The 22,163-nt window shown below is 59.3% G+C and carries 17 protein-coding genes and 1 pseudogene; 9 read left to right on the forward strand and 9 right to left on the reverse strand.

Features of this window, described 5'->3' with window-relative positions; all coding sequences use genetic code 11:
• Positions 1-241: 241 nt before the first annotated feature.
• The 5 genes from ACIK7D_RS26105 to ACIK7D_RS26125 all read right to left on the reverse strand — a co-directional run bounded on the left by ACIK7D_RS26105 (position 242) and on the right by ACIK7D_RS26125 (position 6,472).
• Positions 242-3,415 carry an efflux RND transporter permease subunit gene (locus ACIK7D_RS26105; RefSeq protein WP_400157949.1) on the reverse strand — a complete coding sequence of 1,058 codons (3,174 nt, stop codon included), beginning with the start codon at positions 3,413-3,415 and terminating at the stop codon, positions 242-244.
• Positions 3,412-4,842 carry an efflux RND transporter periplasmic adaptor subunit gene (locus ACIK7D_RS26110; protein WP_400157950.1) on the reverse strand — a complete coding sequence of 477 codons (1,431 nt, stop codon included), beginning with the start codon at positions 4,840-4,842 and terminating at the stop codon, positions 3,412-3,414. The genes ACIK7D_RS26105 and ACIK7D_RS26110 overlap by 4 nt, the downstream gene beginning before the upstream one ends.
• Complete coding sequence (locus ACIK7D_RS26115) at positions 4,839-5,246, reverse strand: FixH family protein (RefSeq protein ID WP_400157951.1); 408 nt, start codon at positions 5,244-5,246, stop codon at positions 4,839-4,841. Before ACIK7D_RS26115 ends, ACIK7D_RS26110 begins: the two co-directional genes overlap by 4 nt.
• A gap of 122 nt (positions 5,247-5,368) precedes the next feature.
• On the reverse strand, positions 5,369-5,728 hold the full coding sequence (locus ACIK7D_RS26120; protein ID WP_400157952.1) for a hypothetical protein: 360 nt from the start codon (positions 5,726-5,728) through the stop codon (positions 5,369-5,371).
• Between the two features lie 399 nt (positions 5,729-6,127).
• Entirely contained in the window at positions 6,128-6,472 is a 345-nt protein-coding gene (locus tag ACIK7D_RS26125) for a hypothetical protein (RefSeq protein WP_400157953.1), read from the reverse strand.
• Here ACIK7D_RS26125 and ACIK7D_RS26130 point away from each other — a divergent pair.
• The 4 genes from ACIK7D_RS26130 to xth all read left to right on the forward strand — a co-directional run bounded on the left by ACIK7D_RS26130 (position 6,458) and on the right by xth (position 8,981).
• Complete coding sequence (locus tag ACIK7D_RS26130) at positions 6,458-7,345, forward strand: hypothetical protein (RefSeq protein WP_400157954.1); 888 nt, start codon at positions 6,458-6,460, stop codon at positions 7,343-7,345. The genes ACIK7D_RS26125 and ACIK7D_RS26130 overlap by 15 nt on opposite strands.
• Before the next feature lie 70 nt (positions 7,346-7,415).
• Positions 7,416-7,820 (forward strand): GFA family protein, encoded by a 405-nt coding sequence (locus ACIK7D_RS26135; protein WP_400157955.1) that lies wholly within the window; start codon positions 7,416-7,418, stop codon positions 7,818-7,820.
• Between the two features lie 180 nt (positions 7,821-8,000).
• Entirely contained in the window at positions 8,001-8,177 is a 177-nt protein-coding gene (locus ACIK7D_RS26140) for a DUF3606 domain-containing protein (RefSeq protein ID WP_018099080.1), read from the forward strand.
• Positions 8,178-8,180: 3 nt separating this feature from the next.
• On the forward strand, positions 8,181-8,981 hold the full coding sequence (gene xth / locus ACIK7D_RS26145; RefSeq protein WP_400157956.1) for an exodeoxyribonuclease III: 801 nt from the start codon (positions 8,181-8,183) through the stop codon (positions 8,979-8,981).
• 27 nt (positions 8,982-9,008) lie between these two features.
• On the opposite strand, the pseudogene ACIK7D_RS26150 reads toward xth, so the two are convergent.
• Together ACIK7D_RS26150 and ligD are read right to left on the reverse strand one after the other, a co-directional pair.
• Positions 9,009-9,783: pseudogene (locus tag ACIK7D_RS26150) on the reverse strand (SOS response-associated peptidase family protein).
• 58 nt (positions 9,784-9,841) lie between these two features.
• Positions 9,842-10,894, reverse strand: a complete 1,053-nt coding sequence (ligD, locus tag ACIK7D_RS26155; RefSeq protein WP_400157957.1) for a non-homologous end-joining DNA ligase — start codon at positions 10,892-10,894, stop codon at positions 9,842-9,844.
• A 268-nt stretch (positions 10,895-11,162) separates the two neighbouring features.
• Here ligD and ACIK7D_RS26160 point away from each other — a divergent pair, with 268 nt between their 5' ends.
• The 4 genes from ACIK7D_RS26160 to ACIK7D_RS26175 all read left to right on the forward strand — a co-directional run bounded on the left by ACIK7D_RS26160 (position 11,163) and on the right by ACIK7D_RS26175 (position 17,901).
• Positions 11,163-11,927 carry an ImuA family protein gene (locus tag ACIK7D_RS26160; RefSeq protein WP_400157958.1) on the forward strand — a complete coding sequence of 255 codons (765 nt, stop codon included), beginning with the start codon at positions 11,163-11,165 and terminating at the stop codon, positions 11,925-11,927.
• Positions 11,848-13,359, forward strand: coding sequence for a Y-family DNA polymerase (locus tag ACIK7D_RS26165; RefSeq protein ID WP_400157959.1), 1,512 nt, complete (start codon positions 11,848-11,850; stop codon positions 13,357-13,359). The genes ACIK7D_RS26160 and ACIK7D_RS26165 overlap by 80 nt, the downstream gene beginning before the upstream one ends.
• Positions 13,356-16,613, forward strand: a complete 3,258-nt coding sequence (locus ACIK7D_RS26170) for an error-prone DNA polymerase (RefSeq protein ID WP_400157960.1) — start codon at positions 13,356-13,358, stop codon at positions 16,611-16,613. The genes ACIK7D_RS26165 and ACIK7D_RS26170 overlap by 4 nt, the downstream gene beginning before the upstream one ends.
• Positions 16,614-16,845: 232 nt before the next feature.
• A complete protein-coding gene (locus ACIK7D_RS26175) occupies positions 16,846-17,901 on the forward strand; it encodes a sensor histidine kinase (RefSeq protein WP_400157961.1) in 1,056 nt (351 codons plus the stop codon).
• A gap of 28 nt (positions 17,902-17,929) precedes the next feature.
• On the opposite strand, the gene ACIK7D_RS26180 is transcribed toward ACIK7D_RS26175, so the two are convergent.
• Positions 17,930-18,352 carry a helix-turn-helix domain-containing protein gene (locus ACIK7D_RS26180; protein ID WP_400157962.1) on the reverse strand — a complete coding sequence of 141 codons (423 nt, stop codon included), beginning with the start codon at positions 18,350-18,352 and terminating at the stop codon, positions 17,930-17,932.
• A 365-nt stretch (positions 18,353-18,717) separates the two neighbouring features.
• Here ACIK7D_RS26180 and ACIK7D_RS26185 point away from each other — a divergent pair, with 365 nt between their 5' ends.
• Positions 18,718-20,835: a carboxy terminal-processing peptidase gene (locus ACIK7D_RS26185; protein WP_400157963.1), complete on the forward strand. Its 2,118-nt coding sequence runs from the start codon at positions 18,718-18,720 to the stop codon at positions 20,833-20,835.
• Positions 20,836-21,053: 218 nt separating this feature from the next.
• Here ACIK7D_RS26185 and ACIK7D_RS26190 read toward each other — a convergent pair whose 3' ends face one another.
• Positions 21,054-21,875 (reverse strand): S41 family peptidase, encoded by an 822-nt coding sequence (locus ACIK7D_RS26190; RefSeq protein ID WP_400157964.1) that lies wholly within the window; start codon positions 21,873-21,875, stop codon positions 21,054-21,056.
• Between the last annotated feature and the right edge of the window lie 288 nt (positions 21,876-22,163).

Below are 22,163 nucleotides of genomic sequence, written 5' to 3' on the forward strand. Positions count from 1 at the left end.
CGCTGCCCTTTTTCCTGCTGAAGCAATTTTAACCGGGGCCGCAGCTCTACAGCGAGAGCTGCGGCCCCTGATTTGTATCAGGCTGAGGTCGAAGCAGCAGTCCTCCGCCTTCAGCGGAAGAACAGGTATTTGACAAGAGCCGCAATCAGCAGGCCGATCACGATCAGCCCGAGGACACCCACGAGCCCCATTCCCTACATCATGCCTCTGCCCATCATATCGTCCATCATGGTATCCTCCCTTATTCCGCTGCCTTGAGAAGAGTGAGCTCGGATTCGATCTTGGACGATAGGCTGTTGGAATTCTCCGACAGCCGCCGGCCCTTGACCAATCCGTAGATAGCGGGGATCACCGCGAGCGTCAGGATCGTCGACGAGATCATACCGCCGATCATTGGCACGGCGATCCGCTGCATGATTTCCGATCCAGCTCCGGTGCTCCAGAGGATCGGCACCAGTCCAGCCATAATCGCAACGACGGTCATCATCTTCGGCCGGACGCGCTCGACCGCCCCGACCATGATCGCCTCTCGCAGGTCGGCGCGCGTGAACACCTGCCTTTCCTCCTCGCAGACGGCCCGCTGCTCTCTCAGTGCCTGGTCGAGATAGATCAACATGATCACGCCTGTCTCGGCGGCAACGCCTGCAAGGGCGATGAACCCCACGACGACGGCCACCGAGGCATTGAAGCCCAGCCACCACATCAGCCAGATGCCGCCCACGAGCGCAAACGGCAACGACAACATGACGATCAGCGTTTCGGTGAGCCGTTTGAAGTTCAGATAGAGCAGCAGGAAGATCAGTGCCAGCGTGAGCGGGACGACGATCGCCAGCCTTGCCTTCGCCCGTTCCAGATACTCGTACTGGCCGCTCCAGCCGACCGAATATCCGGCAGGCATCGTCACGCTCTTCGCAACCGCTTCCTTCGCTTCAGCGACATAACCGCCGAGATCACGATTGGCGATATCGACGAAGACATAGACGGCAAGCTGGCCATTCTCCGTTCGAATGGTCGTCGCGCCGCGCGTCAGCTTCACCTCAGCCACTTCACCGAGCGGCACGGCGCCGCCGCCCGGAAGCGCAACCTGGACGTCGCGGGCGATCGACTGCGGATCACTGCGCAAGGCCCGCGGATAACGCACCGCCACGCCGTATCGTTCGCGGCCCTCGACCGTCGAGGTGACCACCTCCGAGCCAAGCGCCGTGCCCACTACATCCTGAACGTCACTGACACTCAAGCCGTAGCGGCCAAGCGCCACCCGGTCTGGAACGATATCGAGGTAATAGCCGCCGATCACGCGCTCCGCATAAGCACTCGATGTGCCTTGTACGGTTTTAAGGACCGTCTCGATATCGCGAGCGATCCGCTCCATCTCTTTCAGGTCCGCGCCGTAGACCTTGACGCCGACCGGCGTGCGGATGCCCGTTGACAGCATGTCGATGCGGGCGCGGATAGGCATCGTCCAGGCGTTCGAAACACCGGGAAACTGCAAGGCTGCATCCATCTCCTGTTTCAGGCTGTCGATCGTCACGCCCGGTCGCCATTCGGACTTCGGTTTCAGGGTGATGATCGTCTCGAACATCTCCGTCGGCGCGGGATCGGTGGCGGTCAGTGCCCGGCCTGCCTTGCCAAACACTGTCTCGACCTCGGGGAACGACTTGATGATGCGGTCCTGCGTCTGCATCAGTTCCGCTGCCTTGGTCACCGACAGGCCGGGCAACGTCGTCGGCATATACGTGAGTGTGCCTTCATTCAGGCTCGGCATGAATTCACTGCCGATATGGCGTGCGGGCCAGACGGTGGCGGCGAGCGCCGCCACAGCAAGCAGAATTGTCACTGTCTTCGCCCGAAGAACGACCGAGATGACCGGCCGGTAAATCCATATCAGAAAACGGTTGAGCGGGTTTTTATGCTCCGGTACGATTTTGCCGCGGACGAACACGACCATCAGCGCGGGCACGAGTGTGACCGACAGAAGTGCAGCCGCCGCCATGGCAAAGGTCTTGGTGAAGGCGAGTGGTCCGAACAGCCGGCCCTCCTGCGATTCCAGCGTGAAGATCGGCAAGAACGATACGGTGATGATCAGCAGGCTGAAGAACAGAGCCGGGCCGACCTCGCTTGCTGCCTTGATCAGCACTTCCGTGCGGGATTTGTCAGGCGGCGCGCGCTCCAGGTGCTTGTGGGCGTTCTCGATCATGACGATCGCAGCGTCGATCATCGCACCGATGGCGATCGCAATGCCGCCAAGGCTCATGATGTTGGCTCCAATCCCAAGCGTGCGCATGGCGACAAAGGACATCAGGATACCGATCGGTAGCATGATGATGGCGACAAGCGCACTTCTGACATGGAGGAGAAAGGCGATCGTGACGAGCGCAACGACGATCGACTCCTCGATGAGCGTGCCCTTCAGCGTTTCGATCGCGGCCTCTATCAGTTCGGAGCGGTCGTAGACCGGCACGATCTCTGTGCCTGCGGGCAGGCTGTCCTTGATCGCCTCGAGGCTCCTTTTGGCATTCTCGATCACGGTCAGCGCATTGGCGCCGAAACGCTGCAGCACGATGCCGCTTGCAACCTCGCCCTCGCCGTTAAGCTCAGTGATGCCGCGCCGCTCATCGGGAACGACCTCGACCCGTGCGACGTCGCCGAGGCGGAGCGGCGCGCCGCCTTCAGTCATCAGCACGATGTTCTCGATATCCTTGATGCCCTGCAGATAGCCCTTGCCCCGGACCATGAACTCGAACTCGGAGATCTCGACGGTTCGGCCACCGACATCGCGGTTGCTGGCGCGGACCGCCTCAGTGATCTGCTTCAGCGTCACGTTCTGGGCCTTGAGCCGGGCAGGATCGACGACGACGGAATATTGCTTGACGAAGCCGCCGACGCTCGCGACCTCCGCAACGCCTTCTGATTTGGACGCCGCGAACCGCACCACCCAGTCCTGCAGCGAGCGCAGTTCGGCAAGTGACAGTTCCCTGGCGACGAGGGCATACTGGTAGACCCAGCCCACCCCGGTCGCGTCTGGGCCGAGGCTTGGCGACACACCCTGCGGCAGGCGGCTTGTGGCGGCATTCAGATATTCGAGCACGCGGCTGCGCGCCCAATAGGGATCGGTGCCATCTTCGAAGATCACGTAAACGAACGAGACGCCGAAGAAGGAAAAGCCACGCACGACCCTTGATCGTGGCACCGTCAGCATCGAGGTGGTCAGCGGATAGGTGACCTGGTCCTCGACCACCTGTGGTGCCTGACCGGGATAATCGGTGAAGACGATGACCTGCACGTCGGAGAGGTCGGGGATGGCATCGAGCGGAAGCGTGCGCAGGGAATAGATGCCCGCCGCGATCACGAGTGCAGCTCCGACGAAGATCAGCACGAGATTTCTGGCAGACCAGGCAATAAGATTGGAGATCATGGCTGCCCCTCACTGGCGGTCAGCGTATTGAGCGCTGCGTTGAGGTTGCTTTCGGCGTCGAGCAGGAAGTTTGCAGCAACGACGATCTTCTCACCCACTTCTATTCCCCTGGTGATTTCCGTTCGATCATCACCGCGAACACCAAGAGCGACGTCACGCGGCTCGAAGCGGCCTTCGCCCTTGTCGATGAAGACGATCTGGCGGTCGCCGGTGTCGATGACAGCGCTGTTCGGCACAGAGACGACGGGGTTCGGCTCGCCGGCCGCAATCTCGACTTCGGCATACATATTGGAGAGGAGCAGCCCCTCCGGATTGGGAAGTTCGATCCGCACCCTGGTCGTCCGCGTCTGGGCCTGAAGCTCTGGGTAAATTAGGTCGACTGTGCCCTCGAACGCCTTGCCAGACAGGTTTCGCACCCGGACGGTCGCTTGAGCGCCTTTACGGATGGCGGCGGCATCATATTCCGGGACGTCGGCGATCACCCAAATCCTGGACGTGTCAGCAATCCGGAACAGCACGTTGCCGGCTTCCGCCATCATGCCGGCGGTGGCGCTACGTTCAAGCACGACGCCGTCACTGGGTGACAGATAGGTTATGCTCCGGGGCACGGATCGATCCTTGCCGATTGCCTGGATCGTTTCTTCCGGTACGCCGAGATTGCGCAACTGCAGCGCCGCGCCACTACCGAGATCCGGTCTGCTACCGCTGCGCAGTTCCGTGATATACTCGGCTCCTGCCCTGGCGATCTCTTTCGAGTAGAAATGGAAAAGGTCATCCCCTTTTTCCACACGGTCTCCGGTTGTGACGCTGGAGACGCTATCAATAAAGGCATCCACCCGCATGGAAACGACCTGAGTCCGCCGTTCGTCGAAGGCTACCGTGCCGGGCACACGCACCTTGCGCTCAATCGCAATACGCTCTGCCGTTGCGGTTCGCACTCCGGTTGTTTGCAGCCTGCCCAACGAGACCTTAACGATACCGCTGTCGGCCTCGTCGCCCTCGAAGACTGGAATGTAATCCATGCCCATCGAGTCCTTCTTCGGCACTTTGGATGTGTCCGGTAATCCCATAGGGTTGCGATAATAGAGGATTTTGCGCTCGCCAGTGCCCGGGGCGGTGGCCGTTTTCCCGGAGGCCGTCTCGAACGATATGTCCTCGCTTTGTCGCACTGCCACGAAAGCGCGCCCGTCGGCGGTCTCCTTCGGCGTCATCGAATAAGCCTGGCGGCCATCCGGGTCGCGATAGTAAATGATCGACCCTGTGCCCGCCGGCGTCTCGGCTTTCGCCGCGACACGTTCGACACCGATGACGGCACGGAGCCATGAAAGGTCAGGCAGCGCGACACCGCGCTGCCCGGCCCACAGGCCTCCAGCCCCCGCCGCCATGATGGCGACGAGGGTGAGGCCGGTTCGACCGGCTCTTCTCATTCGACGGCCTTGAACTCGAGTTTGTTTTCGAGTGTGTCGGTCTCGCCCTGGACCTTGGCGCCAAGCGACAGACGCCAGCCGCCTGCCATCGAAATCTGCGCCTTGAAACGGTAGATGCCCGGCTCGACCGATGGCAGAGCCTCGATCGGCGCGGCCATCATCTCCATGCTGTCGGGCGCCATGTCCACGCGCTGCGCGAAGATGACGGCGTCCGGGACAAGCTGACCGGACCGTTTGTCGACAAGGCGCACGGCGATCTCGGCCGCATTTCCCGGCTTGATCTCGTTTTTGACGAGCTGGAACTCATAATCCTGGATTTTAGCCCAGGCTTGGGAGGAGAGGCCCGCGAAGGTCAGGCCGATCAGCGCTGCGGCAACCGCAGGCCTAAAAGTGAAAAGCGTCATTGTTGATTTTCCTGAATTCATCGTTTGTTCGTGCGCAAGCACGGGATGGCTATGGCGCAAAGCCACGCATTAACCGCCCGGCCGGGCCAAGCAGTTTGAAGTCCCAAAAGGACACGATGAATTCAGGCTCTTGGTGGACGATCCGGCGGGTAGCCGGTTGCAGGGTCTCGATATGGATCGCTATATGGATTCACACTGGAGCGCGTTTCTAGACGCAGCATCCCAAACTCCCGCTGCGCAATACCCGGGAAGCACTTGGCCATGCAAATGGTCGCCAGCGGACAGGATTTTTGGCAGTCCGGCACAGATTGTTTCTGATCCGGGCAGCAGGACATGTCGTCCGGCATCGCCGCCATATCCGTTTGCGCCATCGGCTCAACCATCATCGCTGCCGCTACCGATGGCAGCGCCATGGGTGCAGTCAACAGGCCCATGATCGCAAAGACCGAGAGCAGACAGGTGATGAAAGACCAGTGTCTCATGGTCGGTGACCATTGCATATTATGTGTCACAGCAAAAGAGGAACAACATCATATCTGCGTTAGAACGGTGACGATATGACATCGAGGATTTCACATTGGCTTAAGTAACTGGTCTGGATTGAAGATCGCAGATGTTCAGGTCATGTGACACGCCTAAGAATCGTGCAGTATATTTCAGCGATAATTGTTCAACTCTGGATAATCTTGCGAGGCCTGGCGTAAGATTCAGCCCCCTTCGGCAAACAAGCCCCAGTCAGAAGGAATTCGTCCGGCTGATCCTCTGCGACAAGTAGCAGGACGTATGCGACGATCTCGCTACGGATTGAATGTTCCAGCCGTCGCAGCGAATCTGATGGCTACCATGTGGGTTAGCAACGAGAGTTCATGATATGTTCTGCCTTAGCGTGTCTGAAAGAACAGTTCTTGTTCTGACCCCAATCTGCCCAGGCTATGGGCTGGGATCTCGTCGCAGGCATCCTCGACAATGCGCAGCCCATGATAGCCCCTGACGTTCCGGACAATCGAAACGGAACTCCCTTCCAGTTCCGGTTGGCGTATTTCTATACTGACAAAACCATCGCCCGTTACACCAACGATGTCGATGGCCAGGCTTCGATCGAATTTAAAGGGCCGGCGCTCGCGTGCGGCGGGGTGGCCGAATAGCGTGCTTCCCTGGTTGGGCGCGCTGGCTAAGGCGCAACTTCGGTCGACCCAAGATCGTTTCTTGCCATGGACGACGAACATGATGAAGATCACGAAGACAGCCCGGCGTCGGAAACGGTGTCGTTTCCCTTCGACCGCATGACTGTGGCGCGGTTTCGCGAGACCTTCCCAAAGGCGCGGTGGAGCGACCGCCTTCAGGCCTGGATGGTTCCTGGCAAAATGGCGCGGCGCCGCGTCGACCGGTGGCTTGCCTCGGAAGCCGACCGCAAAACTCCGTTCGAGGAGGCGAAGGGACGCGATGCTTTCGAGTTTGAGCCGATCCTCAGTCCATATCTTGAAGTCCACGACCGCGGGCTGCGCGTCCGGACGCCGTATTCCCGCACCGTCGTCGACGAACTTCGGCAGATTCCATTCGCCCGCTGGAACGGAGACGACAAGGTCTGGGAGGTTCCTTATTCGTCGTATGACGAGTTGCAGCAACGATGGGAAGCCATCGAGGATGCTGCCAAGTGGGCCGAACCTTCGGAGCGACGCAAAAGGGCCGAAGCGAGGAGGGGCACCGAGGAAGAAGCCAAGGCGAAACGCCGAACGCTGGAGCGGAGGAAGAAAAGGCTTCCGGTCCCGAGCGATGATCTACCGCCTCTCGGTCGGCCGATTGGCACAACCGCCTATGGGGTCGTGGTCATCACCGAAATCACGGGTGAGCTCGTCGATCAGAATGAAGTTTCCGAGCACCATCCTGACGTCAGCGCTGAGCACGTGTGGGCGGGATGGCGTCTACCGACGCTGGAGGAGTTGGTTCACACGTGGCCCGCGCGCCACGAGCCGTCCGAATACGAGAAAGACCGCGGATGGTGGCAGCCGACATTGATCGAACTGCGGGAGGCAAGAAGGCAGGCAAAATCCCGCGAAAAGCGCAAAGGTAGAAATCAAGAACCGGTTCGTGGGGTGTAGGGCCGGCAAAAATGACGTCGTCTTGAGGGCGGCACCCTTATGGAAACAGCAACAAGGACGGAGAGGTAACATGCATATCGATGGCGCATGCCAATGCCAAAAGATCACTTATGAAGCCGAGATCGATCCACAAGACGTGGCCATTTGCCACTGCACCGACTGCCAGAGATTGACGGGAACCGCCTACAGGGTGACCGTCAGCACGCAACGCAGCCAGTTTCAGATAACGTCCGGCGAGCCCAGACTTTATGTCAAAACTGCGGATAACGGTCGCCGGCGCTTGCAGTTCTTCTGTGCTGATTGCGGATCGCCCATCTATACGACGGGAGAGGATGAAGACGCCGAAGAGGTCGGGATCAGACTGGGAACGATTAATCAGCGCCAGGAGCTTAGGCCCCGCTCCCAGATCTGGTGCTCCTCGGCTTTGGGATGGGCTCAGGACCTGACCGATCTTCCAGGGAGAGCGGGGGATTGACCCTCGTTGTCGAAAATGAAGCAGGCTCGCCTTAAGAGAAATGTGATGAGGTTGCTGCGCCGGCGGGTGCCCAGCGGCTCTCAGCAACGCGCTCGTATGAGAATCACGCGCAACAGATAGAATGGAACTTCTTGAATCAGCGTTCGTTTTCCGGTGACCGAAACCATAAGGAGAACGACGATGGCAACCACATCGCGAGGCAGAGCTCAGGATCGGGCCAAGGTCGCAGCCGGACAGGATCATGAAGTCCGCTACGAGGCGAAGAAGGAAGGTGTCTCGAAGGACACGGTCAAGAAGGCCGTGAAGAGCGCCGGTAATTCTCGCAAAAAGGTGGAAGCGGAAATCGGTCGGCACTGATCGGTGAAGCTCGCAACCTATAACGTCAACGGCGTGAACGGCCGGCTCGAAGTTCTTCTCCGATGGTTGAATGAGGCCGAGCCGGACGTCGTTTGCCTGCAGGAACTAAAGGCGCCGCAGAATAAGTTCCCGATCAAGGCGATCGAAGCCGCTGGCTATGGTGCCGTCTGGCAGGGTCAGAAGTCCTGGAACGGCGTCGCAATCCTTGCCAAGGGTCAGGAGCCTCACCTTACGAGAAAAGGTCTGCCCGGTGAGCCGGAAGACGAACACAGCCGCTATATCGAGGCAATCGTCAATGGCATCGTCATCGGAGGGCTCTATCTGCCGAACGGCAATCCTTATCCCGGACCGAAATTCGATTACAAAATCCGTTGGTTCAAGAGGCTGCATGACTATGCGGCGGAGCTGCTCGAACTGGAAGTTCCGGTCGTGCTCGCAGGTGACTACAACGTCATGCCGACGGAGATCGATGTCTACAAGCCGGACCGCTGGACAAACGACGCGTTGTTCCGGGTGGAAGTCCGGGAAGCCTATAGGGGGCTGGTCAATCAAGGCTGGACCGATGCGCTGCGTCATCTTCATCCGAACGAACGCATCTATACGTTCTGGGACTATTTCCGCAATGCCTACGCACGCGATGCGGGGTTGCGGATAGACCACGTCCTCCTGAGTTCCGAAGCTGCGGCAATGCTCTCTAAGGCAGAGGTCGACAGGCATGTGCGCGGATGGGAACACACCAGCGATCATGCGCCCGTCTGGATAGAGCTGCAGGACGGAGGGTTGAAGAAGCGGAAGGCGAGGTAATCGATCCCTTTGGGGCGCGCAGGCGGGTTACAGCAGGCTGCCTTGCTCCACCGGCTCGCCAGATTTCGACACGATCGATGACCCGTAAGGTTCACGTGACAGGACGATGAGCGCGTCATTGGGTAGTGGGCGGGCGAGGTGCTTTGCCTCGTCCCAGGGCGCCCGCATCCAGACGTCGGTTTCTTCCTTCGTCAGCAGCAGTACAGGCATGGCCTTTTCGTGGATTGGCTTGACGAGATCATTGGGATCCGTGGTCAGGAAGCCATAGAGATCATCCGTGGTCATTCCATCTTTCACCTTACGTACGCTCTTCCATTGCGGCACGTGGATACCGGCGAAGAACATCAGCGACTTTGCCTCGTCGCGAGCGAACCAGGCATTAGGCACATTGCCACCTGCCTGTTTGCTCGCCGGGTCCGGTTCGGCAAAGCTGGTGACGGGCACTAGGCACCTGTGCTCGACGCCGAACCATCGGGTCCAGTGCGCGAAATTAAGCTTGCGGACATTGGTCGTGCCGCGATCCGGCATCCATGCGGATCAGTTCTTCAAGATCGTAGGGCTTACCCTTGGCCGCGAGCTTCTCGGCCCTGGCTTTGGCCGTCTTCTCAAGGGCGAAGCGAGGGGAGGGCAGGCCCCATCGCGCATGCACGAGCTGCTTCTTTTCGTCAGTGGTGTTGCGGACGATTGGCCCCATCTGGTCGGGGTTCATCTGATAGGCGGGCATCAGGTTGATAAAGCTTTCGGCGTCCTGGGCCCATTTCGAGACCCAGTCCTTGTCTTCCATGCGATAAAGATTGCACATGCTGGTAAGCCCTCCGCCTCCACCAAATGCAGTTCGTCACCGCATCTGGTCTGTCTCTCTAATCGAGCTTGTAAACGTCGGCATTGTCCTGCCGTTCCCGCAGGCCCTTGTAGGAAGCATGCCGCAATTTATCGTCCCCCGTCCACGCCCTGAACTCGATCTCGGCGATCAAGGGCGGCGCGACCCAGACGATATCTGACTTTCCGACAAACGGCACAGGCGGCTGCTTTCGTTTCCAGCGCAGCTTGTCGAGCATCTTGCGCAGCCTGATCATCTCGGCTTCCTTAAAGCCCGTGCCAACGTTCCCGACATGGACGAGCTGGTCGCCTCGATAGGCAGCAAGCACCAGCGATGCGAAGCCGGTAGGCGATGCGGTGGATGGCTCATAGCCAACAACCATGAACGCTTCGCTCTCAATGCATTTCACCTTGACCCAATCGCCGGTGCGGCCGGAACGATAGGGCTGATCGAGGTGCTTGCCGACGATGCCCTCGAGGCCAAGGCCGCACACATGTTTGAGGAGGACGTCTGGTTCGGCGTCGATGGTTTCCGACAGGCGGATGGCGCCATCTTTGCCGTTCAGCGTGTCCTCAAGAAGATGGCGGCGCGAGCGGTACTCGACGCTGCGCAAATCGTGACCGTCGAGGTAGATAAGATCGAAGGCGTAGAGGATGGCATCAGATGCTCGACGGCCAGCGGCCTTGCCGGAAGCACCCAACGATTTCTGCAGCAGCCCGAAGTCCGGCCGCCCTTCCTCGTCAAGCACCACCGCCTCGCCATCGATGATCATCGTGGCCGGCCCGAGGGCCCGGGCCGCCTCTGCGATATCAGGAAAGCGATGTGTCCAGTCATGGCCGCCACGAGTGAGGATACGGACGCCTGTGGGCTCGATATGCACGGCGAGCCGGTAGCCATCCCACTTCAGCTCCCAGCTCCACTGGTCACCTCTGGGCGGATGCGCCTTCAGCTCAGCGAGCGCCGGCTCGACGCGATCAGGCATCGGATCGAACAGCAGCTGTGGCTGTGCGGGATTGCGCTTCCGACGCGGCTTTGAGCGGATCGGAGCTTCGGTATCACGAAGGAGCGGTTTTGATCTCGGGGACTTCGTCATTGGGAGACTTCAGCACAAAACTCTTAAAAACATTGCCACGCCGTGCATTCATCCCCGCTATTCACCGAGCGCGTGCACCATCATCCGACAGGGCTGCAAAATTCTTTTACCCATACGCCCTTGATTCTTCTTCGAATCTTCAGAATCGCTAATGCTGGGATAATATTCCTCGCTTGACTCTTGTACGCCATGAGAACAAACAATGAACAGATAGCTACGCGACATCACGTCGAAACCGCCAACACGACCTTGAAGGGAGCCGTGAACGATGACCGCTGCCCGCCCCAAGGGGGTATCCGATGTGATCTGCGAGTTGCGAGATCGCATCGCAGCGATGGAGGGCGTGGCGGCCAAACGCGCCGGCTGTCTGCCCTTCGGTGTGCCCGAGATCGATGCGGCCCTGCCGGGCGGTGGCCTTGCCTATGGGGCGCTGCATGAGTTCGCGGGCGGGGGTTCGGGTACCGTCGATGGCGCGGCGGCCGCGCTTTTTGTTGCCGGAATTGCCGCCCGGACGAAGGGGCAGGTGGCATGGTGTCTGACACGGCCCGACCTCTTCATGCCGGCGCTGGCGCAGGTTGGCCTTCATCCCGACCGCGTCGTATTCGTCGAGGGAGACAAGGAGGAGGACGTCCTGTCGAGCATGGAGGAGTGCCTCTCATTCGGGGGCCTCGGCGTCGTCGTCGGCGAACTGGTGCGGCTGCCGATGACGGCGTCGCGACGTCTCCAGCTCGTCGCCGAAAAGACCGGAACCATGGCCATCGCCGTCCGGCGCTGGAGACGGCAGACGGAGGCGAACGATTTCGGCCAGCCGACGGCGTCAACAACCAGATGGCGGGTCAGTGTGATGCCATCGGAAGAGCTGCCGGTACCGGGGATAGGCAGGCCTCAATGGTTTCTCGAATTGATGCGCGTGAAAGCGGGTGAGTGTGCTGAGTTTCTCGTGAGAGCGTGTGATGACGAGGGTCGTATCCATCTATCTTCCGGATCTGCCGACGGATCGCATTCGTCGGGCCGATCCCTCCATTCCGCCTGAGCATGCCATTGCCGTGATTGCCAGGTCAGGGTCGAAGCGATGGGTCTCTGCCGCCGATGCGGCCGCGCGGAAGGCGGGCGTGAGGCCAGGAATGCCGGCTGCGAAGGCCCAGGCGATCTTCCGCGACTTGATGATGGTCGAGGCCGACCCTTTGGCCGACGCCGCCGCGCTGCAACGGATCGCCCTTTGGGCATTGACCGTCTATTCGCCGATCGTCGCCGTCGACGGGATCGATGGCATCGTCATGGATACCGAGGGCGCCGACCACCTGAAGGGCGGCGAGCTGCCAATGGTGACGAAAATAGCCAACCAGTTCCGGGCAAAGAAGCTCAATGCCCGCGTCGCCGTTGCCGACACCTGGGGCGCGGCCCATGCCTGCGCGCGGGCGATCAACAGGGAGACCGTTATCGTCCCGAGGGGCGGGACGGTTCAGGCAGTCGAGAGGCTTCCGCTTTCGCTATTGCGCCTTCCTGAAAAGATCGTCTCTGATTTGAGGACGCTGGGCTTCCAGACGATCGGTGAACTGGCGAATACGGCCCGCGCACCGCTGGCGCTGCGCTTTGGCCCCGAGATCGGTCGCCGCCTCGGCCAGATGTTCGGTCATACGTCCGAACCGATCGAGCCGATGCGGGCGCCAGAATGGATCGAGGTATCACGGTCGTTCGCCGAGCCTATCGGTGCGGCCGAGACGATCAACAAATATGTTGGAAGGCTCGTCACTCAGCTTGTCGGAGAACTCCAGCGCCGCGGGCTTGGCGTGCGCCGCACGGACCTGATCGTCGACAAGGTTGATGGCACAAGACAAGCAATCCGTGCCGGGACTGCCAAGCCTGCCCGCGATGTCGCATGGTTGACCAAGCTGTTTCGGGACAGAACGGAAAAGATCGAGCCGGGCTTTGGCATCGAGAAGCTGACGCTCGTCGCCGTCATGTCCGAGACACTGGACGAGGAACAGCGGTCGTCTTCATTGATAGCGGAAGAGACGACGGACATTACGCCCCTTATCGACGTCCTTGGAAACCGCGGTCAGCGGGTCTACCGCCTGGCGCCCGTCGCATCGGATGTCCCTGAGCGCAGCGTGCGGCGTGTCGCCGCCACCTCCGAGGCGGTCGGCGAGATCTGGACGCATCACTGGCAACGGCCCGTTCGACTGCTCGACAGGCCAGACCCAATCTCGGCGATCGCCCTGATTCCCGACTATCCGCCCCGAAGCATCACCTGGCGCGGCCGCCGGCACAATGTGGTGCGCGCTGATGGACCGGAGCGCATATTCGGGGAGTGGTGGATGCGCGACAGCGAGTTCGACGCTGTCCGGGATTATTACGTCGTCGAAAATCAGGCGGGCGAACGCTTCTGGATTTTTCGTTCGGGTGACGGCGTCGATCCCGAGACGGGCGACCGGCAATGGTACCTGCATGGGATCTTCGCATGAGCTACGCCGAGCTGCAGGTCACGACGCACTTTTCCTTTCTGCGCGGCGCCTCCTCGGCACAGGAGTTGTTTGAGACCGCGAAACAGCTCGGTATCGAGGCAATCGGCGTCGTCGACTGCAATTCGCTGGCCGGGATCGTTCGGGCGCTGGAAGCATCCCGCGCCACCGGTCTGCGCCTGGTTGTTGGGTGTCGTCTCGATCTGGCGGATGGCATGTCGGTGCTGGTCTATCCAATGGATCGCGCTGCCTACTCACGTTTGACACGGCTGATCACGCTCGGCAAATCGCGTGGCGGCAAAAACAACTGCATCCTGCATTGGGACGACATCGTGGCTTACTCCGAGGGCATGATCGGCATTCTGGTGCCGGATCTGCCTGATGCCACCTGTGCCGCGCAGCTTCGAAAAATGGCTGAGCTGTTTGGTGATCGCGCTTACGTGTCTCTCTGCCTGCGCCGGCGCCCCAACGATCAGCTGCGTCTGCATGAGATTTCCAACATGGCGGCGCGGTTCAAGGTCAGAACCGTCGTCACCAATGATGTGCTGTTTCATGAGCCGGGCCGGCGGCAATTGCAGGACATCGTCACCTGCATCAGGCACAACACCACGATCGACGATGTCGGTTTCGAGCGCGAACGCCACGCCGACCGCTACCTCAAGCCACCGGAGGAAATGGCGCGCCTGTTTCCACGCTACGCGCAGGCACTCGCGCGAACCCTGGAGATCGTGCGTCGCTGCAAATTCTCGCTTGAGGAACTGACCTACCAGTACCCGGAGGAAGCCATCGTGCCGGGCAAGGATGCTCAAGGATCACTCGAGCATTATGTCTGGGAATGTGCGCCCGACCGGTATCCGGAAGGCCTGCCACCGGATGTGTTGAAGACCGTTCGCCACGAGCTCGATCTCATCCGCACCATGAAATACGCGCCGTACTTCCTGACGGTGTTTTCGATCGTGCGCTTTGCCAGAAGCCAGGGCATTCTCTGTCAGGGCAGGGGGTCCGCCGCCAACAGTGCTGTTTGCTATATTCTCGGCATCACCTCAATCGATCCCTCGACCAATGATCTGCTCTTCGAGCGTTTCGTCAGTCAGGAGCGCGACGAGCCGCCGGACATTGATGTCGACTTTGAGCATGAACGGCGCGAGGAGGTCATCCAGTGGATCTACAAGACCTACACCAAGGATAAGGCGGCCCTCTGCGCCACCGTTACGCGGTACCGCGCCAAGGGCGCGATCCGCGATGTCGGTAAGGCACTTGGCTTGCCGAAGGATGTCATCAAGGCGCTATCGTCAGGCATGTGGTCGTGGTCGGAAGAAGTACCCGACAGAAACATCCGTGAGCTCAATCTCAACCCCGACGACCGGCGCTTAGCGCTCACCCTGAAACTCGCGCAGCAGCTGATGGGTGCTCCGCGGCATCTGGGGCAGCACCCCGGCGGCTTTGTCCTCACCCATGACCGGCTGGACGATCTCGTGCCGATCGAGCCGGCGACGATGAAAGACCGGCAGATCATCGAATGGGACAAGGACGATGTCGAGGCACTGAAGTTCATGAAGGTGGACGTGTTGGCGCTCGGGATGCTCACCTGCATGGCCAAGGCCTTCGATCTGATCCGCGAACACAAGGGCGAGAATCTCGATCTGTCGAAGATCGAGCAGGAAGATGCCGCGACCTATGCGATGATCCGTAAGGCCGATACGCTCGGCACCTTCCAGATCGAAAGCCGCGCGCAGATGGCGATGCTGCCGCGCCTCAAACCCCGCACCTTCTATGATCTCGTCGTCCAGGTGGCGATTGTCCGGCCGGGCCCGATCCAGGGCGATATGGTGCATCCGTATCTTCGCCGCCGTGAAGGCAAGGAGCCGGTAGAGTACCCCACACCTGAGCTTGAGGCGGTGCTCGGCAAAACACTGGGCGTGCCATTGTTTCAGGAGAGCGCCATGCGTGTTGCCATGGTCTGTGCCGGCTTTACCGGTGGTGAGGCCGACCAGCTGCGCAAATCCATGGCGACCTTCAAGTTCACTGGCGGCGTCTCGCGCTTCAAGGACAAGCTGGTGTCAGGCATGGTCAAGAACGGATATTCGCCCGACTTCGCCGAAAAGACCTTTTCGCAGCTGGAAGGCTTCGGCTCCTACGGTTTCCCCGAAAGCCATGCCGCCTCCTTTGCGCTGATCGCCTATGCTTCGAACTACATCAAGTGCCATTACCCGGACGTGTTTTGCGCGGCACTGCTCAACAGTCAGCCTATGGGTTTTTATGCTCCGGCCCAGATCGTCGGGGACGCGATCAAGCATGGCGTCGAGGTGCGGCCGGTCTGCGTCAACCGCTCGCGATGGGACTGCACGCTGGAAAGGATTGGAGGCAGCGATCGTCATGCTGTGCGCCTCGGGTTTCGGCAGGTGAAAGGGCTGGCTGTCGCGGACGCCGCACGGATCGTTGCAGCGCGCATGAACAACCCGTTCGCCTCAGTCGATGACATGTGGCGCCGGTCTAGCGTGCCGACCGAAGCGCTTGTTCAACTCGCGGAGGCCGACGCCTTTCTGCCATCGCTGAAACTCGAACGACGCGATGCGCTTTGGGCGATCAAGGCGCTGCGCGACGAGCCCTTACCGTTGTTTGCAGCCGCAGCCGAACGCGAGGCGACGGCGATTGCCGAGCAGCAGGAGCCGGAGGTAGCGCTTCGGCAGATGACAGGCGGCCATAACGTTATCGAGGACTACAGCCACATCGGGCTGACTTTGCGCCAGCATCCGGTCGCCTTTCTGCGCGAGGACCTGTCGGCACGCAACATCATCACCTGTGCCGAGGCGATGAATGCCCGGGATGGCCGATGGGTTTACACCGCTGGACTCGTGCTGGTGCGGCAAAAGCCGGGATCTGCCAAGGGTGTGATGTTTATCACCATCGAGGACGAGACTGGACCGGCCAACGTCGTTGTCTGGCCCACCCTGTTCGAGAAGCGCAGGCGCATCGTGCTGGGATCTTCGATGATGGCGATCAACGGGCGGATCCAGCGGGAAGGGGAGGTCGTCCATCTTGTCGCCCAGCAGCTCTTCGATCTCTCAGGCCATCTGGTTGGACTTGCCGATCGCGATACGGAGTTCAGGCTGCCGGCTGGTCGCGGCGATGAGTTTGCCCATGGCGGCGGCGGGCCGGATTCACGCGATCGGCCGAAGCCGGTCGTCCCAAGGGATATGTTCGTTCCTGATCTTCACATCGATACGCTGAAGGTGAAAAGCCGGAACTTTCATTGAAGCTTCCTTGCAAATCTGCCCTCTCCTCGGCATGTCACGAGGCAGGCGCTCTTTGATCATATCGCGGCGCGAGCAGTACTTTTGTGCTGAAAGCTCTGCGTCGCTGATGCACAGCGACTATTGCGGCGGCCAAAAAAGCGAGTATCTTCAGGCAAAGGGGGGGCGTCTGCGTGACTGCCGGCTAACATTCCACGTTCGTAATTGAGTATCTGTGAAATGGAAGAGTATCCACGTGCCGGTGAAGGCGAAACGATCAAGGAACGTCCACAACGGCTGCAGGGTCAGGGATGCGCAGCCAGGACATGAAGCTGCGGCTTTCCTCGCCGCAATCGTCGAATCTTCCGACGACGCCATTATCAGTAAATCCCTGCAGGGGATCATCACCACCTGGAACCTCAGCGCGGAACGGCTCTTTGGCTATACCGCGGCCGAGGCCGTCGGTCGACCGGTTACCATTCTTATCCCGGAAGACCGACTGGACGAAGAGCCTGCGATCCTGGCAAGGATCAATGCAGGAGAGCGGGTCGATCATTTCGAGACGGTGCGCGGCCGTAAAGACGGCACGTTCATCGACATTTCCCTGACGATCTCGCCCATCCGGAGCAGCGACGGCACGATCATCGGCGCGTCCAAGATCGCCCGTGACATATCCGAGCGGAAACGTGCGGCGGAACGTCAGGATATGCTGCTTCGGGAGATGCATCATCGGGTCAAAAACCTGTTCGCGATTACCGGCAGCATCATTTCGCTGGCGGCACGCACGGCGAAGACACCACTCGAACTCGCCGACAGCATGAAGAACCGCTTGGTTGCTTTATCGCGCGCCCACCAGTTGACGCTGCCCAGCTTCAGCGGCGAGGAGGCCTCAACGGAAAACCCCACGACGTTTCACACTCTCCTGGAAAATCTTCTGTCTCCGTTTGAAGAGAAAGGCGCCGGGCAATGGCGGTTTCACGGCGAGAACCCGCACATCAGTGCTGGCCAGGCAACAAGCCTTGCGTTGCTGTTTCACGAATATGCCACGAACGCCGTGAAATACGGTGCTCTATCCGTGGCGGACGGTCGGCTGGATGTGACGGTGACGTCAGAGCCGGGGCATCTCGAGATCGTGTGGCAGGAATCGCGCGCGAGCGCCACGATACCAGGGCCGCCCGAGAAAACCGGCTTCGGAACAACCCTTGAAAAGATGATGGTCCAGAGCCTGAATGCTGACGTATCCAGAGAGTGGAGGTCTCAAGAGCTGCTGATCAAGCTGACCCTTCCGCGAAATGCGTTAGCCAAAGCCTGACAAACACCTGGTTGCCTCCACGCGCAGTTTACTCGGCCGCGTCCTTCATGTGGCCAGAGTCGTTTATGACATCGGACCCTGCGACAGCACGTACAAGATCGAGGACTTTCCGCCGAAGACGAGGATCGTTTATCTGAAGGAAAGCCTCTGTCAATAAGACGGTTTCGCGCGTGACGCGGAGGTCCTCCGGTTTGATGTCGTCGACCAGCTCTTTGCTATTCCGTGCTTCCAAGCCTTCGAAAAAGCTTACCACGTCGACATGAAGGACCCGGGCAATTTCGGTAAGCATGCTCGCGGAGACCCGGTTGGTTCCTTTCTCGTATTTCTGCACCTGCTGGAAGCTGACACCGATACCTGCGCCAAGCTCGGTTTGCGAAATTCCGTTGAGGATACGTCTTTTCCGGATGGCTCCACCGACAGCGATGTCGACGGCGTGAGGCTGATTTTTCATAGGCGTGTTCTCTCATACCTGAGGCTCGGCGTGCATCAGCGAATATCGCCGAGTAGGACGACGGTTTCTAGGCCCCGATTCATCGATTGCAGGCTTTTTAATAGTTCCCTTTTGGTCCGAAGTAAGTACGCGTAATTCTTACCAGTCCCATGGTGCATGCCGACTTCCCAATCATGTTACTTCAATTGCAACGCATGTCATGCAAGGGGTCGTTGTGGAAGCTGGCCGGGAAGCGCAATCGACGGGCCAGTGACATAAACAGGGTCCGTCAGATTTAGATGTCGCGCATAATGTCAGGTTGCAAAAATACCATCATTGTTCACTACCACTGAGTTAACTACATCTGGACAAGGGAAATTGAGTCGATGCGCATACAATTTGGTCTCCTAGGCTTATTTCTCTCGATTGCGTCACACGCGTACGCATTGGAAACGACGCCTCCGGTTCTGGAGCCGCTGCAACGGCAGGAGCAAGCCGCCAATGTGAGCGCACAATTCCTGACGCGGTATGCTTATAGGGCTGTCCCGCTCGACGATGCCTTGTCAGCCAAGATTATGAACAATTTCGTCAAGTCCCTGGACCCGGACCGGATGCTGTTTATGCAGGCAGACATCGATAGATTCATGACCGAAAATACAAAGGTTGATGATGCAATTCTCGGTGAAGACCTCAGGATTCCCTTCTCGGTTTTCAACACCTATTCCGAACGGCTTGTAGATCGTATGACCTATGCGCGGAGCTTGCTCGAGCAGAGCTTCGATTTCACGGTGCAGGAAGACTACGCTGTACTGCGTGACGAGGCGCCATGGGCGCAATCAACGGCGGAAAGCAACGAACTTTGGCGCAAGCGAGTAAAAAACGACTGGCTCCGGTTAAAGCTCGCCGGCAAGACCGACGCAGCAATTCGCGATACGCTCGACAAACGCTATAAGAACATTCTTGAGCGCGTCTATTCGTCCAATAGCGACGATGTTTTTCAGTCGTTCATGGACGCGTACACAACCTCCGTTGATCCACATACGGATTACTTCGGCGCCGCGGCCTCCGCGGAGTTCGACATCTCGATGAAACTATCACTCGTCGGGATTGGTGCTGTATTGCAAGAGCGCGACGGATACACGACGATCCGCGAGCTGGTGCCCGGAGGGCCTGCGCAACTATCCGGCAAATTGATGGTCGGCGATCGTATCATTGGTGTCGGACAAGGCGAGAGTGGCGCACTCAAGGAGGTCGTGGGCACCCGTCTAAGCGAGGTCGTCCAGATGATTCGCGGCACGGAAGACTCTGTTGTCAGACTCGAGATCTTACCGGCGGACGCCGGAGAGAGCGATAGCCATCGCGTCATTAGTCTGGTCCGAGACAAGGTCAGTCTCGAAAAGCAGGCTGCAAAGAAGACTATCCTTGACGTCAACGACAGCGGAACGACGCGCAAGATTGGAGTGATCACCCTCCCGGCGTTTTACGAGGACTTCGAGGCGCGGCGAAACGGTGACAAGGACTATAAAGGGGCAAGCCGTGACGTCGCCAAGCTACTGCGCGAGCTGAAGCAGGAAGGGGTTCACGGCGTTCTCATCGATCTGCGCGGTAACGGCGGAGGCTCATTGGCCGAGGCGATAAATCTCACGGGCCTCTTTGTCGGGAAAGGCCCCGTGGTTCAGCAACGTAACGCTGAAGGCAAGATCGAGGTGGAAAGCTATGACCAGCACAAGCCTCTTTGGGCCGGCCCCTTAGGGGTACTGATCAACCGCGGCTCAGCGTCCGCTTCCGAGATCTTTGCTGCTGCGATACAGGATTACGGTCGCGGCGTAATTATCGGCGAGCCCAGCTTTGGTAAGGGTAGCGTACAGACCGTGGTCAATCTTGACCGGATGGTTCGCAACAACGAGCCAAAACTCGGTGAACTGAAATTTACAGTCGCGCAATTTTTCCGAGTAGACGGCGGGACAACGCAGATTCGGGGGGTTACCCCTGACGTGAGCCTGCCTGGGCTTTTTGATCCCAAGACATCCGGTGAAGCAAGTTTCGACAATGCATTACCGTGGACTCAAATCAAACCAGTGAAGCACAAGGTCACCGGTGATATCACGTCGCTGCTTCAAAAATTACAGGGGCGTCATGATGCTCGTGTCAAAAACGAGCCAGATTTCCAGCAGTTTGCCGAAGACATCGAAGAGCTTAAGGCGCTACGCGACAAGCGCACCATCTCCCTCAATGAACAGGAGAGGCGCATGGAAATGGCCGCGCAGGCCAAACGTAGCAAAGTGCGCGAGCAGACGGGTGGCGGAATGGTCAGCCGTGACGATGACGGCTTGCAAGCAAATGAGCGTAGCCTAACCGATGATATTGCCATCGAGAACGCTCGTAAGAACGCTAAGGACGTCTTGAGGCAAGAAGCTGCGGCCATCGTCGCCGATACGGCGGATTTGCAAGGCGGAGCCGAGAAGCCCGTCGCAGGCTCTTCAAAAAGCGCCATGCGAGAGTGATCTCTTCCGGTGGCACTTGTAACATGAGGCCGCATGGTGACCACCTGCACCCGCCGGATCACGGCGTCATGCGCTGGAAAACCGACAGCAATGTGGCGTCTCACGGCCTTGGTAAGCCGCTGGAATCCTCCGCATCCGCGCTCTCTTCGTGCAAACGCGGGCATACCCGTCCTCACGGCATCAGAGCACAGTCTCTGCTATCAGTCCGGATGAGCCCGCTACCTTGCTGACAGCTTCGTGATCTGATCGATGGCTAGAGCGGCGGCGGTTTCCTGAGCATCGTCTGATTTCGCCGGAACGTCGGGTTGTACACCGGCTCCACCCCAGTTGCTGCGCGTGATGGGGTTCTCTGCTCTACCTGGAGGCACGACAACGAAGAGGTCGGACCCAAGTTCATTCAGGCCGCCTGGATTGGCACCACCGCGTGTTTTTTCACCTACTAAGGTCGCGCGCTTGAGCACCTGCAGGTCATAGGCAAATTCCTCGCCAGCCGAATAAGTTTTGGGACCAACCAAGACATAGACCGGCTTACCGAGATATCGAACCGGCGTCTCCGAACTCCAAAACGACTCTGTTCTGAATGTCGAGGTTCCACGATTACGCCAGATGAGATCGTTGATATGAACCGGTCTGGCTGGATCCAGGAAAAAACTGACAAGGTAGGCAACAGAGGCCGGGTGCCCGCCACCGTTGTCGCGCATGTCGATAATAAGGGCGGCGGTATCCGACACCTCCCGCATTGCGCTATCGGCTGCCGGATTAAAGGCCTCGGGCGGCACGAAACGCGCCAAACGGATATATCCGACATTGCCATTCAGCCGTTTGACCTCGAAACCAGCGTCTTGGGGCGTTCCCGGCGGAGGCTGATTGCGGAACGGTGAGCCAAAGATCACCCTCAAATGGCTGTCATTCGTAATCGCCCGGAGCTGTTCGGTGAGACGCAGTGCAAACTGGGCTGGGTCGGTTAAACCCGTGTAGGCGTTCTCGTTGTATGCCTTTTCCAGTGCGTCGGCTGCCTGCATTCCCTTGTCGGGGAACACGTAGCCCTCCCGCAACTGAACAGCGATACCCCCGATCAACTTGCCGACCGTCCCATGATCCAGCTCGGTTTGTGCAGGTGCACCGGCCGACTCGGCTCGCGGAGCGGAAGGGAGGGCTATGAGGGTGGCGATCGTTGCCAGGCAAGTGGCCATCAACGAGGAACGACGGTGTAGCATAGAGCTCTCAGTTACAGTTCGAAGCGCAACGGGACTGATAAGCAAACTATCCCGCAAGCTGCAATACGTGCCCGTTGTCTGAGCGCCGCGACAATTCAAAGTTTGCACCTT

Source organism: Agrobacterium sp. P15N1-A (assembly GCF_044626815.1).
In the GTDB taxonomy this organism is placed as follows: Bacteria; Pseudomonadota; Alphaproteobacteria; order Rhizobiales; family Rhizobiaceae; genus Agrobacterium; species Agrobacterium leguminum.

Excerpts from the sequence above, each read along its gene's own strand:
- ligD (WP_400157957.1), bottom strand. The coding sequence starts at position 10,894 with ATGACGAAGTCCCCGAGATCAAAACCGCTCCTTCGTGATACCGAAGCT.
- ACIK7D_RS26115 (WP_400157951.1), bottom strand. The coding sequence starts at position 5,246 with ATGACGCTTTTCACTTTTAGGCCTGCGGTTGCCGCAGCGCTGATCGGC.
- ACIK7D_RS26180 (WP_400157962.1), bottom strand. The coding sequence starts at position 18,352 with ATGAAAAATCAGCCTCACGCCGTCGACATCGCTGTCGGTGGAGCCATC.
- ACIK7D_RS26165 (WP_400157959.1), top strand. The coding sequence starts at position 11,848 with ATGACGAGGGTCGTATCCATCTATCTTCCGGATCTGCCGACGGATCGC.
- ACIK7D_RS26120 (WP_400157952.1), bottom strand. The coding sequence starts at position 5,728 with ATGAGACACTGGTCTTTCATCACCTGTCTGCTCTCGGTCTTTGCGATC.
- ACIK7D_RS26135 (WP_400157955.1), top strand. The coding sequence starts at position 7,416 with ATGCATATCGATGGCGCATGCCAATGCCAAAAGATCACTTATGAAGCC.
- ACIK7D_RS26110 (WP_400157950.1), bottom strand. The coding sequence starts at position 4,842 with ATGAGAAGAGCCGGTCGAACCGGCCTCACCCTCGTCGCCATCATGGCG.
- ACIK7D_RS26185 (WP_400157963.1), top strand. The coding sequence starts at position 18,718 with ATGCGCATACAATTTGGTCTCCTAGGCTTATTTCTCTCGATTGCGTCA.
- ACIK7D_RS26140 (WP_018099080.1), top strand. The coding sequence starts at position 8,001 with ATGGCAACCACATCGCGAGGCAGAGCTCAGGATCGGGCCAAGGTCGCA.
- ACIK7D_RS26125 (WP_400157953.1), bottom strand. The coding sequence starts at position 6,472 with ATGTTCGTCGTCCATGGCAAGAAACGATCTTGGGTCGACCGAAGTTGC.
- ACIK7D_RS26160 (WP_400157958.1), top strand. The coding sequence starts at position 11,163 with ATGACCGCTGCCCGCCCCAAGGGGGTATCCGATGTGATCTGCGAGTTG.
- ACIK7D_RS26130 (WP_400157954.1), top strand. The coding sequence starts at position 6,458 with ATGGACGACGAACATGATGAAGATCACGAAGACAGCCCGGCGTCGGAA.
- ACIK7D_RS26105 (WP_400157949.1), bottom strand. The coding sequence starts at position 3,415 with ATGATCTCCAATCTTATTGCCTGGTCTGCCAGAAATCTCGTGCTGATC.
- ACIK7D_RS26170 (WP_400157960.1), top strand. The coding sequence starts at position 13,356 with ATGAGCTACGCCGAGCTGCAGGTCACGACGCACTTTTCCTTTCTGCGC.